At 41.2% G+C, this 12,907-nt stretch carries 11 protein-coding genes; 3 read left to right on the plus strand and 8 right to left on the minus strand.

Going from position 1 to position 12,907, the window contains the following annotated elements; all coding sequences use genetic code 11:
* Positions 1 to 382 precede the first annotated feature (382 nt).
* The 7 genes from R9C00_17810 to R9C00_17840 form a co-directional block, all read right to left on the minus strand.
* Positions 383 to 625: a DUF2492 family protein gene (locus tag R9C00_17810; GenBank protein WPO33560.1), complete on the minus strand. Its 243-nt coding sequence runs from the start codon at positions 623 to 625 to the stop codon at positions 383 to 385.
* Between the two features lie 25 nt (positions 626 to 650).
* Complete coding sequence (locus tag R9C00_17815) at positions 651 to 1,940, minus strand: alginate export family protein (GenBank protein WPO33561.1); 1,290 nt, start codon at positions 1,938 to 1,940, stop codon at positions 651 to 653.
* Between the two features lie 36 nt (positions 1,941 to 1,976).
* Positions 1,977 to 2,768, minus strand: coding sequence for a cytochrome c biogenesis protein CcsA (ccsA, locus tag R9C00_17820; protein ID WPO33562.1), 792 nt, complete (start codon positions 2,766 to 2,768; stop codon positions 1,977 to 1,979).
* Positions 2,769 to 2,845: 77 nt separating this feature from the next.
* Positions 2,846 to 4,087: a hypothetical protein gene (locus R9C00_17825; protein ID WPO33563.1), complete on the minus strand. Its 1,242-nt coding sequence runs from the start codon at positions 4,085 to 4,087 to the stop codon at positions 2,846 to 2,848.
* A 156-nt stretch (positions 4,088 to 4,243) separates the two neighbouring features.
* A complete protein-coding gene (gene nrfA / locus R9C00_17830; protein ID WPO33564.1) occupies positions 4,244 to 5,740 on the minus strand; it encodes an ammonia-forming cytochrome c nitrite reductase in 1,497 nt (498 codons plus the stop codon).
* Between the two features lie 61 nt (positions 5,741 to 5,801).
* Positions 5,802 to 6,398 carry a cytochrome c nitrite reductase small subunit gene (nrfH, locus tag R9C00_17835; GenBank protein WPO33565.1) on the minus strand — a complete coding sequence of 199 codons (597 nt, stop codon included), beginning with the start codon at positions 6,396 to 6,398 and terminating at the stop codon, positions 5,802 to 5,804.
* Between the two features lie 132 nt (positions 6,399 to 6,530).
* A complete protein-coding gene (locus R9C00_17840) occupies positions 6,531 to 6,932 on the minus strand; it encodes an Rrf2 family transcriptional regulator (protein ID WPO33566.1) in 402 nt (133 codons plus the stop codon).
* Positions 6,933 to 7,489: 557 nt separating this feature from the next.
* Between R9C00_17840 and R9C00_17845 the strand changes: the two genes are divergently transcribed.
* Positions 7,490 to 9,583, plus strand: a complete 2,094-nt coding sequence (locus R9C00_17845) for a carboxy terminal-processing peptidase (protein ID WPO33567.1) — start codon at positions 7,490 to 7,492, stop codon at positions 9,581 to 9,583.
* Between the two features lies 1 nt (position 9,584).
* Here the strand turns inward: R9C00_17845 and R9C00_17850 are convergent, their stop codons facing one another.
* Positions 9,585 to 11,516 (minus strand): ATP-dependent DNA helicase RecQ, encoded by a 1,932-nt coding sequence (locus R9C00_17850; protein WPO33568.1) that lies wholly within the window; start codon positions 11,514 to 11,516, stop codon positions 9,585 to 9,587.
* Between the two features lie 211 nt (positions 11,517 to 11,727).
* Between R9C00_17850 and R9C00_17855 the strand changes: the two genes are divergently transcribed.
* The gene (locus R9C00_17855) at positions 11,728 to 12,213 is read left to right on the plus strand and encodes a hypothetical protein (GenBank protein ID WPO33569.1); all 486 of its coding nucleotides are present in this window, start codon (positions 11,728 to 11,730) and stop codon (positions 12,211 to 12,213) included.
* 149 nt (positions 12,214 to 12,362) lie between these two features.
* Entirely contained in the window at positions 12,363 to 12,740 is a 378-nt protein-coding gene (locus tag R9C00_17860) for a hypothetical protein (GenBank protein ID WPO33570.1), read from the plus strand.
* Positions 12,741 to 12,907 lie beyond the last annotated feature (167 nt).

The following is a 12,907-nucleotide window of genomic DNA, read 5'->3' on the forward strand; positions in this document are numbered from 1 at the left end:
GTTTCTAATAATTATTAATCACTCTTTATGATAAAACTTGATAATTCAAGTAATGGAAGGTTTTATGGTTAATAGTAAGAGCATGTTTAAAATTTTGTGTAAACTGAAAATCAAGAGTTTATGGTTCTGGTTATATATTTCCAATTGAGTTTATCGGGATAAATGAATGCGGAAATGTGACGCCAGGTTCATAAAATATTGGTTTTCAGGAAGCAAAAATTTAAACATGATCTAAACAGGTTAGAAAAAATCAAGACTGCAAAATGTCATTTTTTTCTAGCCTCCAACCTCTCACTTCTCTTAAACCTCCAAAGCGTCAAACCGTTATCAAAATCCATTAACCACATATTCCAAAAGGCTCAAGAAGATCATAAAAACCTTATTAATCGCAGGTTTCCTCCATTTTATTTAGCTTTATAAGCTCCCCATCTCTGAAGATTTTTCCTCTATTTAGCATAAAATCCACTATTTGCTCTGGTATCAGCGCATGGTTGGCGCAAGTACCAAAAGTCACATCATCACCATACATTTCCTTCACCTCTGCAACCAAACCTGCGTCTGTATAATCGTTTTTCGTATCTGCCAAGAAGTGTAACACTTCGTGAATATGAACATGGTTTTCCATCCTTAAAAAATTATAGTTATAAAAATTATTTTGACTCAAAAATACGAGGGTTGATGATCAGCATAGCCCAAAGCCAGTTTTGCCCCAAGCTGCTGTCTCCCCCACCTTTGATCACCTCCATAGAATCGGAAGCGAACATTTGAGAGTAACCGCCCACTAACTTGGCATTCTTTGCCAATCCCCAAGTAAAGGTAAGATCAGCTTCTGTACCCAAGCCTTTGCTCTGCTCTTCGCCATTTGCAAAAATCACCCCTGCAGAAGAGAAATTATGGATGTTAAGCGCTAGGTTGAATTTTGGGGCAACAGCAGCCGAAACACCAAGGTATTTGTCCCATAAGCCCACATTGCCATGGGCGGAACCTACGTAGAAGTAATCCATAAGTCCGTAGAATTTGTGGTGTGTTCCGTAAAGCGGATTGAAGGCGTTAAAATCATTCCCCGCCGCATTCATATCTTGCCCCGAAAGGAAATCTGTCCCCGCATTTACCGCAAATTTTTCAGTAAGTTGATATTTGCCATAAATAGCCGCCATCCAAGCGCCCACATCTCTCTTGGCTGTATTTTCACCCGTTTGGTAATAAGCTGATCCTGTGAAGGTGAATGCACCTTTCGTTTTCACTATATTCGCGCCAAGCGTCTGCATACTTACCATGGAAGAATCTGAACCTACCTGAAAAGCTGTATTCAGCGCCAACACAGAAAGTTTGTATGCTTCGCCCAGCGCATTTTCGAAGCGCAACATTTGCATGGACTTGTAATTATTCCCTGGGGAAGAGTAAAAATTGCCCAATCTATTTTCGCCATCTTGACTATACGCCAACCCTGCATGAAGCTTCGTCTCGCCTTTTTCATACTTGAAAAGAGCGAGATCATGCCAACGACCCGCTTGGTGCCAATCTAGCCCGCCAAGTATCCGCTGGTCGTCGTAGCTCAGGGCTTGGCGACCAACTTTCAGGCTAAATTCAGGTGTAAACAGGTATTCTGCCCAAGCTTCATTGATCATGGTAGTAGACCCACTGTTATTGGTCACCTGCCCTACTTGGCCCCAAACAGCAACATTCTGAAACCCTAAACCAATTTTTATTTTACCACTGGTATAGCCCAAAGTCACCCTGCTTCGCTGGGAAATAAAATAGGCTGGGTCATCATCCTTATCACGTAAGGTAAAAGCACCATTTCTAAATTCGGTACGAGGACGAATCATCAAATCTACCGTCAGTTTATCTTTGGGAGCATCCGTAGCAACTTCTTGTGCATAGCCCGAATAAGCCATCAAACAAATCAAAAACAAGATAAGTAATAAATGTTTTTTCATAGTAATAAGGTATTGAATTTTCTAAATAAGATAAAACTAGCTTGAATAGGTATGAACGCTACTCTGTGCCGAGGGCAAATAGTTGATTCCAAACCAGCAAACCAGAAGCACTAAAAATGAGATACTTAAAGCCCAAAGCGCTTCTTTTCTTTTGGCAGGATGATGATGCCTCAAATGCATGTATATAAGATAACTTATCCAAGTCAAAAACGCCCACGTCTCTTTAGGATCCCACGTCCAATAATGCCCCCAAGCCTCTTTTGCCCACAGCGCACCAAATAACAACCCGAAAGTCAAAAAGGAAAATCCGATGTAAACAAGGTTATCGGCAAGTTTTAGAAAGTCTTTTTCTATTTTACCAAAATAAATGTGGTAAAGCCCTTTAACCGCTACCAAACATGAAGCAGCCAAAAGAGCGTACGAAAAGATATAAACGATGACATGAGGCACAAACCACGGGCTTTGCAGCGCAGGCATCAATGCTTTGTCATGCGTTTCGGGATTGAGGTAGTTGATGACCAAAAACAAAATGGCAAGCCCGACACTGTACCACAATATCCAAACATAATTCCACCTTTTGTAAATAAGGTAACCGATGATGGGCAAAAAGATAGAATACCAAAGTCGGGTCTCGCCCAAAGTGCGCATAGGTGGGCGGTCTAGCTCTTGCCAAAGCATGGCTATAAATGCGATAAACACGCCTACGCCTACGAGGTACACCAACTCCATCAAAGGCTTTTTCATGTTTCCTTTACTCAGCCCAAATGAACTTGAAATCCAGAGCAGGCTTGAAACAGCAGCAAAAAGTGGAAAATTAACCCATCCCATAGTTCAATATTTTTAATAAAAATCTTCGTTTTGAATCTCTTTGTTTTAGTGTATGCTTTTTATCGGAGAAAAGTACTTTATTTCTTCTCGCTACCAATTCTACTTCCTACCCAAAAGATGTAAACCCCGCCCAAAAGCATCATAAACACTCCCGTGTACACCACTGGCAACCAAGGGTCTAGCACCAGTTCTATCACGCTCAATTGTGACCATTTTCCATAGCGATCGTCGTAACTGAGTTGGTAAACTTTCCAATCACCTGCGCTCACAGGCTTGTTCACCTCAATGGTGATCTGTTCATTCTGCCCAGACTTGGTGTAGAGCTGGCAAATAGAGGTATATTTTTTTGGCTCGGGCACCGACATAGCCAAGGAATATTTGTTGTCCAATTTCAAAAACTGTCCTTGTTTCATGAAGCTTCCACAGGTAACCCACCCGTCAATTGCTTCTCCGCCAAAAGTTGTTTTTACAAATGCCGCAGGAGCTGAGCCTATTTCATTCACCCTTTCATAGCGCTCCTCTACCCGACCTGCCATAGGCAAAAACTGCTCTACATATACCTCAAACTCTCCCATTTTCAAGCTTTTCCCCTCTTCTAACATCTGCATATTATTCGAGATATCTTCCACTATTTTAGCATCTTCGCTTTCTATCACCACTAGCTTAGGGTTGTACTCTTCCATGTTGAACTCTTCCAACTTGAAAGCAACATCCATCGGGATTTTGTGACCATGTTCGTCTTTCGCCTCCCATACAGTTTGCCCTTCGTACAAGTCCATTGTAAGACGTTGCAAATCGCCACTGCCCAAGATTGCCGCCCAAATCACTATCCAAAGTCCAAGGTGGTTTAATACAAATCCTCCGTTTTTAAGTATCCCATCAAATGCTCTTTTGAGCGTGACGAACCCCAAAGTGGTTTGGAAGAAAATGACAGCCAAAATAAACATCCATGAAGTCGTCATTTCAGACAAGCCAAATACTTTTATAATACCTGAAGCATTGGGATCGTTTTGGGCTATAAGCCCCATGATGAGCACATTGAACGTGACCAATGAAATAGAGCAAATAGCGGCAGGAACACCACAAAGCCATTTCACGATGCGGGAGTTTTTAAAAAAAATATAAACAAATGTGTAAAATCCTAAAAGTCCTAGCCCAAGCATTACATTTAGTGGGTACACCGCAGCATTAAAACTGCTGCCAGCAGTGGCTACTTCCAACATAAGCCCCGCCAAAAACAGCCCCAATGAAATGGCCAACCCTTCTTTGTAATTCCAAGGAAAAGCCCACATCACTCTTTTATCTACTTTCTCTTTCATTTCAACTACGCTTAAAACGTTTTGGAAATTAATTCTCGAAACCAGTTTTCACAATAAAGACATTATTATGGGCAAAAGCTAGCTAGTGCCACAGGTTTTTATACCTGTGGCAAATACTACTTTTACTAGACTTGTGAAATATGGTTTATGTGCGGGTTAGTTCTTGTCCCAGCTATTTTCTCTCTCCACTGCGGCTTCTAGCCATTTGGGAACTAATGTGTTTAAGAAGACTTCTTTTTCTTTAGTAAGTTTTTCCATATCTAACCCAACATATTCCTGAGCTTTTGCCTTGGTGGCAATATCTGGATAAGGAATTTCTTCATTGAAACCTAGCGCCGCAAGCAATCTAGCAGTTTTTAACCTTGCATCTTGGGCTTTGTCCATACCACTGGAGATCACGCGCATAATCTCTACTGGAGAGTGGAAAGAGCCACCGTGACTAGCCGCAGCATAATCCCATCTCCACTGTGCATGGCGAATATCTTGAAGAATATCTTTCATTTGCTCTTCAGTCGCCCCTTTGTCCCAAGCAACCTTTGCTTCTATGTGTGCCTTCACCAAGTTCACCTCCAACTGGTCGCGTTGCTCGATTACTTTAGCCTGACGGTCGTACACGTTTTTCTTCAATTCGTCTTCACTTTCCCTATGACAAACTTGGCAAGAGTTCGCTACATTGTTAAGCGGACTCTGAATTTTATGGTCGGTAAACTTCTGGCCACCTTCATTTTTATAAGGCATGTGGCAATCGGCACAAGAAACACCTCGCTGAGCGTGAATACCTGTTTGGTGGATTTCATACCCTGGGTGCTGAGCTTTCAGCATTGGTGCTTTGCTTATAGCATGTGTCCAATCTTTAAATTTAGCCTCGTCATAATATTCTTCCATTGCCTCTACGGAAGTACCTTTGTCCCAAGGGAAAGTCAGGTATTTGCCATCGCCCTTAAAGTAATATTCTACGTGGCATTGGGCACAAACCAAACTCCTCATTTCTTGGTGAGTAGCATCGTTTATGTCTTTTCCTTGACGTTCAAAAGCCTCGGCAAGTGCTGGTCTGCTTATCCTCAAATCCATCGTCTTAGGATCGTGGCAGTCTGCACAACCAATTGGGTTTACGATTTCTTCTCCTTTATCTGCCCATTTTCCTTTGTAGAATTCGGCTACGCCAATTTCATTCATAAGGCGGGGAACATCGGGGCTTTTACATGTCCAGCAGGTACTAGGCATAGGCCCTTCTCCAGGCCCAGTTGGTCCGCCAGTCCTCAATGTTTCGTGAATGTCTTTTACCGCATAAATATGCCCCCTAGATTGGTTATAATCTTTAGAAAACCCATATCCAGCCCAAAGCACCACCAAACGAGGGTCTACTTCCAACATATCGATCATGGCCGAGCCGTTGTAAAAGCTCCTGAACGAGGTATCTGCCATTTGCTTATACGTATCGTACTCTCTTGGATAAGCTTCTCCCCATACTTGGTTCCGAGGCTCAAATTCTGCCAACTCGACCTTGGGTTTGTATGCATAGGTAGCCTCGGCGCGACGCTCTACGATACTTGAAGCTAAAAGGCCTAGTAAAAATACGACTACCATAGTAGCAAAAAACATTACCCAGCCTAGCCAGGGTTTGCGCTTTATTTTGTTGCTCAGACTTTCCATTTTTAATCTGCTTTAAGTATCTAAAAAATTATCATTTGGTTATTTGATATCACTAAAAATCTTACTTCGACTCAGCCTGTTTTTCCACATGCTTTTTGAGCCAATCAGGCACAGGGCTTTGGGGAAGTGGTACACGAGCATTTGGCACTGCCGAGCGGCTGTTGACCCTACCATGAGGAACTTCCCGGTGGCAATCCCAACACAGCCTGCCCTCTCCGTGTTTGCTCGTTTCTAGCGTCCCATTTATAGCCGATACATTTTCGTTGAGCCCACCGTGGCAGCGTTTACAATTACCTTGCACCACTTCTTTGCCTGGGTCGTGCATCTTTATCACTTGTGGCTCTGCCCTTAGGGTAAAAATGGTAGCATGCCTCATGCCGTCTTTCGCTTTGAAAAAATACTTGTTGAAGATCGTGTCGTGTGGGACATGGCAATCGTTACAAGTCGCTTTTTCCCTATGAGCACTGTGCTGCCACGTCACGTACTGAGGAGTCATAATATGGCAGTTCACGCAAGTTTTAGGGTCATCGGAAAGATAAGACAGCGCATTGGATATATATAAAATATATGCAGCCAATCCTGAAAAAATCCCGAACAATACCAAGACGGGCAATCTCCATTTAGGAGGGGGCAAAAGTTTCTTAAAAAATCGTCTCATTTTCCATTTGTTTGATTTCCAAACCTTTATAGAAACACTAACGCCTTAAAAAGTTATTTAAGTATTTCAATACCTAAATATAGGATACAAAATGTTTCATATGCAAGATAAATACTAAAAATCTATTGTATTTTAATGAATATACTTATTCAGACTCTGTTCGGAAAGGTACTTTTTAAATTCTGTGTTCATCCTATTGGTAATCCCTTCCATAATGCACAGTTTGAAAGGGCAAACCTGCTTTTCCATAGGACATTTACTGATAGTGATCTTTCCTTCTATTATTTCATACAACTCCAAAAAAGTAACATCTTTTGCTCCTTCACTTAGCACAAACCCACCTTTTGGTCCTCTAAAACTATCTAGTAAACCGCTCTTGCTCAAGCGCTGTAACACCTTTGCTACATGGTGACGAGATGTACCCGTCTTCGCCGCTATTTGGATCGCATTAAGAGGCTCCTTGGCATTGACCAATAACACCATACCGTGAATAGCAATACTTGCCGCCTCGCTCATTTGAAAAACTCCTGCCATACACAAATATACTATTTAAGTATTTAAATACTTTATTTACACAAACCCAATTATTATTAAAAAGAAATGAATACGTCTAACTGGAAAATGTGCTTACTCCTAGGAGTTTTACGTTTTGAGAAAGGTAAAGGAATAAAACAGAGGAAATTATGACTGATCTGCAAAAAAAAACTGACAAATAGCATGATAAACTCAAGTAAATCTACACATATATATGGAGGCACGCCAAACATGGCTTTTCTCATATTTTAAAGGGTTTTCCACCTTCAATAAATATTCGACCTCTCTGAGTGTAGAAAAATGACAGATTTATCAGTATTTTTGAATATCAACTTTGAAAACCCAGTATAAATTAGACCATCTAAATCTAGTTACCAGCTATTGTTGATTCGTTTCAAAGCTTAAACACACACAAATACATATTACTATTTTGCCAGAACAAAATCGCTTATGACTAAAAATTACTAATAAAAAACATACACATCTAATACCCAAATAGTATAAACCAAATCGCTAATTTGATCCGAAATCTGGCAAGATTAAACATTATGATGAACATGAGAAAGATAATACTAACCGTATTATTAGCATCGCTGGTAACCACATTATTGAACGCTAATAATTACTCTCTTGCGCATGAAAGTGCAATGGACACAAGTATAGTAACAAAAGCTGGTGACACCCTCACTATGCTTCAGGCACACCAAGAACACTACAACGAAGCCTATATCTTGGCTGCTATCCTCAACCAACACCATTATAGCAAAACTCCCCTCGACGATTCTATTTCCGCTCGGATTTTTGATAGTTACCTTGATAATTTCGACCACTATCACATTTATTTTTTGGAAGAAGATATCAAAGAGTTTGAAAAATATAAATACCACCTCGATGACCTGCTGCTAAAAGGAAATGTAGATTTTGCTTTTGAAGTTTTCAATACATTCAAAAAAAGATTTAGCTACCGGGTAAACGACATCCCCAAAACCCTTGAAATTGGGTTCGATTATTCCATAGATGAGTACATTGAAACAGAAGAAAACGTGAATTCTTGGGCTACGAGTTACAATGACCTTGGAGAAGAATGGCGAAAAGTATTGAAAAGCCAATCGCTAAGCCTCCGACTTTCAGGAGAAGAACAAGAGGTGATCAACGAGAGCATCAGCCAAAAATACGCTAACTACCTCAGGGCTATCAACCAATACGAAAGCGAAGACGTGTTCCAAATGTACATGAACACACTTGCCAATGCCTATGACCCCCATACCAGTTATTTTTCTCCCCACGCTGCCGAAAACTTTGAGATTGACATGAGCCTTTCCCTAGAGGGCATAGGAGCAAGATTGGTTTCGGAAAATGACTTTGTGGTCTTTTCGGAGATTATCGTAAATGGCCCTGCTGACAAAAGCGGAGAGGTATTTATAGGCGATAAGCTGCTAGGCGTAGCTCAGGAAAATGACACTACTTTTGTGGATGTGCATGGTTGGAGAACCGACGATGTTGTTTCATTATTAAGAGGGCCCAAGGGCACCTATGTATCGCTGAAGGTTTTGCCTGCCAATGCTAAAAGTGAAAGTGAATACAAGATTTTCTCCCTCATGAGAGAAAAGGTTCGCTTGGAAGACCAAGCTGCCAAAGGCGAGATAATCGAGTACACCAACAAGAACAAAAAACACAAACTGGGCGTGATCACCATCCCATCTTTCTACCTCAACTTTGAGGCGGCACGCAGAGGGGATAAAGACTATGAAAGTACCAACCGTGATGTCAGAAACATTTTGCTAGGCTTCAAAAAGAAGCGTGTAGATGGTGTAATCATAGATTTGAGAAGAAACGGAGGAGGCTCTTTGCAAGAGGCTATAGAACTTACAGGATTGTTCATTCCCCAAGGGCCAGTTGTGCAGGTAAGGAATGCCGATGGCTCGGTAGATATTGGCACCGATCCTGATAACGACACGGTGTATGATGGCCCTATGGCTGTTTTGATAAACAGATTTAGCGCATCGGCATCTGAGATTTTTGCCGGGGCTATCCAAGATTATAAGCGCGGAGTTATCATAGGCGAAGCCACTTACGGCAAGGGAACTGTACAACACCTTATAGATCTTTCTAGGTTTTTGCCCGAAGAAAAAGTGGAACTGGGGCAAATAAAACTCACCTTAGCCAAATATTACAGAATCACTGGGAGTAGCACCCAGCACCTTGGTGTTCAGCCAGATATAGAACTTCCTTCGGCTTATCCTGCTGAGGAATACGGGGAAAGCTCGCAGCCAAATGCTTTGCCTTGGGACAAAATCCAAGCTACCCAGTTCAACGAAATTGGCAAGATCAATGAAAAACTGATAGAATCGCTTAGGGAAACCTATAGGCAACGCCTCAAAAGCGATGCAGGTTTGATAGAACTCATCGACACCATCAATGAGTTGGAAAAAGAAAAGCTAAATACGCGTATTTCCTTGAATGAAACAATAAGGAAAAAGGAAATTGAAGAAGCTGAATTAAGAGAAGAAAACAAAGAATTTTCGAGAATGCTGGACACCCCTGAGGTTGAAGATTTAAAAACAAACTTGAAAATAAAACCTCGGGTGGAAGATGTTTACCTCAGACAAGGTATCCATCTACTCGCCCAAATGATTGAATCACTAGGCTAAGCTATTCAGAAAGGGAAATCAGACCACTTTCATCGAGTTTGATTTCCCCTCTTTCTACCATCTCCCTTAGCATTTCTTTGAGCTGCCCATCGCCTACATGCTTAAGGCCAGCCTTCATTTCCTCAAATGGCAGCGCCTTTTTCCCTTCCAACTTTTCCAAAATCATATCGTCCAGCGCAGGACCTTCCCATTTTTCAAACTTATCTTCTTTCTTCAGGCGAATACAATCATCGCAAACCCCGCATTTCTCGTTGGTAAACTCTCCAAAATAAGCTAAAAGCAATTTTGTACGGCACTGCTCCTTTGCCTCTATATAACCTATTACGGACTTCACTTTGGCAAGGTAATGTTGCTTTCGTTCTTCCAAAAAGGAAGCTTTTAGTGGAAGGACTTCGGCATTGTAACGTTCGGTCAAAAACGTAACCTTTGGCTTGTCATTTTGCTTTTCATAATGAATAACCCCTCTGTCGTGGAGGGCTTCCAGCTGCTGAATAATCTCCCCTACCTGTTTTTTCATTTTCTCCGCTATGAGCGATTCTTTGATGTTCATGAAATTGCCGACAATCTCTCCCCCATAAATCCGCAACACAGCTTTTATAAGAGGGTCGAACATCCTATTGGCCACCTGAAAAGAATAGATTTCCCCTTTATCTACTAAAAAGGCAATTTTTGAAGAGCTGTGGAAAGCATCGTTCATTTCTATGAACCCCAGCTCCTCCAGCTTTTTTAAGGCATAAAAAGCTTGTATCCCTTCAAGCTTATAGCTTTGGGCAAAATGTTCTAGTTCAAAATCATAACTTTCCATAAAACCACTTCCGCTCGCAATCTTGAAAAAGTTTGCCAAGCTTTGGTACACCCGCTTGATCGTTTCAGGAGCAGGAAAAGAAGTCTCTACATTTCGGAGCAAGCCTTCCGTATCACTTTGGTTGTAAAGCACCGTGGCATAGGCTATTTTTTCATCTCGCCCTGCCCTACCCGCTTCTTGGTAATACGCTTCCAAAGAGTCGGGCAAATCCATATGAACCACTAAGCGCACATCGGGCTTATCAATACCCATACCAAACGCATTGGTCGCCACCATCACCCGCGTTTTGTTATTTATCCAATCCTCTTGCCTTTTGGCTCGCTGATCGTTAGAAAGCCCTGCGTGGTAAAAGCTTGCGCTGATCCTTCTGCTCTGTAAAAACTCCGCTATCGACTTGGTTCGCTTTCTGTTCCTCACATACACCACCGCCGTTCCCGGCACTTTCTCCAGCATTTCTACCAACCTTTTTTCCTTACTCTCCTCATAAAAAACAGAATAAGAAAGATTGGAACGGGCAAAGCTCTTTTGGAAAACCTGCCCATTTTGGAAATTCAGCTTTTCTTGAATATCGACCTTTACCGCTTCGGTAGCAGTTGCCGTGAGCGCTATGCAAGGCACGCCCGGAAGCAACTCTCGGAGGCTGGCAATTTCGAGGTAAGGGGGACGGAAATCGTAGCCCCATTGGGAAATACAATGCGCCTCATCTATCGCTAACATCGACACCTTCATCTTTTCCATCCTTGCCAAAAAGAGGTCTGTTTTCAACCTTTCGGGAGAAACATAAAGGAATTTCACATTTCCATAAATGCAGTTGTCCAGCGTGATGTCGATTTCCTTTTTACTCATGCCTGAGTAAATAGCCGCAGCGGAAATCTGCCGCCTTTTGAGCTGGAAAACCTGGTCTTTCATGAGCGCAATGAGCGGAGAAACCACAATGCAAATCCCCTCCATAGCCAAAGCGGGCACTTGAAAACATACGGACTTCCCCCCTCCCGTTGGCAACAGCGCCAAAGTATCCTTACCCGACATTACCGAGAGAATAATCTCTTCTTGGAGCGCCCTGAACTCAGGATAGCCCCAGTACTGGAGAAGGACTTTTTTTATCTTATGTTTCGCTAAATCTGGCATGGATAATTCAAAACTCAATTTGTGTTTTTCCTATTTTAGAGAGCAAACTAATACTTAAAATTTCAATGATAAAAGTAGTTCTTTTTTTGACTGGCGTTCTGCCAACAGAAACACATGAACAACAACTAATTTTAGTTATTGATTTTCAATCATTTAATGAGATAAAAAAGAAAAAGTCTTTATACTTTCGAAAAGTATTTAACATTTTTTATTGATCAAGAATTTGTCTATGCTATATACTTGGCATAGCTTTGTATTTCAAATGAGAAAAGAATTTGTAAAATATCTTCTACTTCTGTGGATTCTCGTGCTGAGCGGGCTCAGTCAATTGACTGCAAATACTATCAGCAAGAATACCCTCTCTACTCCAAAAGGACCTCTTTCGGAGTTAGAAGATACTTACGTTGTTTCTGACCAAAATGAACGAGACTTTCTCATACACCTTACCGAACCTCATAAAGAAACAGATCTTATTTTAGAAGAAACGGAAATTGAGGAGAAAGAAGAAGAAAGGGAGGAAGATGAGAAATACGATTCTCACAAAAAGAATTTTGATAATGGATTTTTTACTATCTCTTACACACAAACTCCACCATATTTCTTCCATTATACTAAGAACAGCTTACTCTTAGATAAGCATTCCTTATATACCCCACATCACAGATTATATCTTGCATTCCAAGTACTCAGGATATGAACAATCCCCTGTAGGCTTACTGCCTACGCTCCCCACTCAACATTTACTCTGACCATTATCCAGCAATCTTGAACTAATAAGGCGCTGGCAAGCGTAACGTTCAACGCTATCCTGAACAATTAACATCGCCAAAAACAACACATTTTGTTATGAAGAGAATTCTCATATTCTTAAGCTTATGCGCCTCATTATGCTGTATAAGTTATTCTCCAATACAAAACCTTACAGGAACAGAAGATGCCAGCTTGGACGTGGAACAACATGAACAAGGTCTCGCATTTCTCAGTCAATCTTCCGCCACAGATTCAGAAGTACACCTGATTATAGAAGAAACGGAAATTGAAGAAGAGGAAGAAGAATGTATTCATCTTAAAAAGAGTACAGAAAGTAATTTTATTACTACTATCTTTTATGCCCAAGGCTTGAGTAAGTTCTTCTTCATTAAGAACAGCTTGCCTTCTTATAAACCTTACTCTTTTATACCATCCTATAAGCTGTATCTCACACTTCAGGTTATTAGAATATAACAATTTCCCCATCTAAGAAGCTGTTTTGAAATGTATCTTCAAAACAGCTTCTAAATAGGCTTCATTTAAGCCTCACCTTCACCCTCCTTTACTACCACCTTTCACCTAACTCCTTATTGCTTTAAAGCAATTAAGTCACAACAACTATATCCTGTTTTAGAAAAAAA

This window comes from Flammeovirgaceae bacterium SG7u.111 (assembly GCA_034044135.1).
Lineage (GTDB): Bacteria > Bacteroidota > Bacteroidia > Cytophagales > Flammeovirgaceae.

Coding starts and splice junctions, on each gene's coding strand:
- R9C00_17810 (WPO33560.1), bottom strand. CDS start 625: ATGGAAAACCATGTTCATATTCACGAAGTGTTACACTTCTTGGCAGAT.
- R9C00_17815 (WPO33561.1), bottom strand. CDS start 1,940: ATGAAAAAACATTTATTACTTATCTTGTTTTTGATTTGTTTGATGGCT.
- ccsA (WPO33562.1), bottom strand. CDS start 2,768: ATGGGATGGGTTAATTTTCCACTTTTTGCTGCTGTTTCAAGCCTGCTC.
- R9C00_17825 (WPO33563.1), bottom strand. CDS start 4,087: ATGAAAGAGAAAGTAGATAAAAGAGTGATGTGGGCTTTTCCTTGGAAT.
- nrfA (WPO33564.1), bottom strand. CDS start 5,740: ATGGAAAGTCTGAGCAACAAAATAAAGCGCAAACCCTGGCTAGGCTGG.
- nrfH (WPO33565.1), bottom strand. CDS start 6,398: ATGAGACGATTTTTTAAGAAACTTTTGCCCCCTCCTAAATGGAGATTG.
- R9C00_17840 (WPO33566.1), bottom strand. CDS start 6,932: ATGGCAGGAGTTTTTCAAATGAGCGAGGCGGCAAGTATTGCTATTCAC.
- R9C00_17845 (WPO33567.1), top strand. CDS start 7,490: ATGAGAAAGATAATACTAACCGTATTATTAGCATCGCTGGTAACCACA.
- R9C00_17850 (WPO33568.1), bottom strand. CDS start 11,516: ATGCCAGATTTAGCGAAACATAAGATAAAAAAAGTCCTTCTCCAGTAC.
- R9C00_17860 (WPO33570.1), top strand. CDS start 12,363: ATGAAGAGAATTCTCATATTCTTAAGCTTATGCGCCTCATTATGCTGT.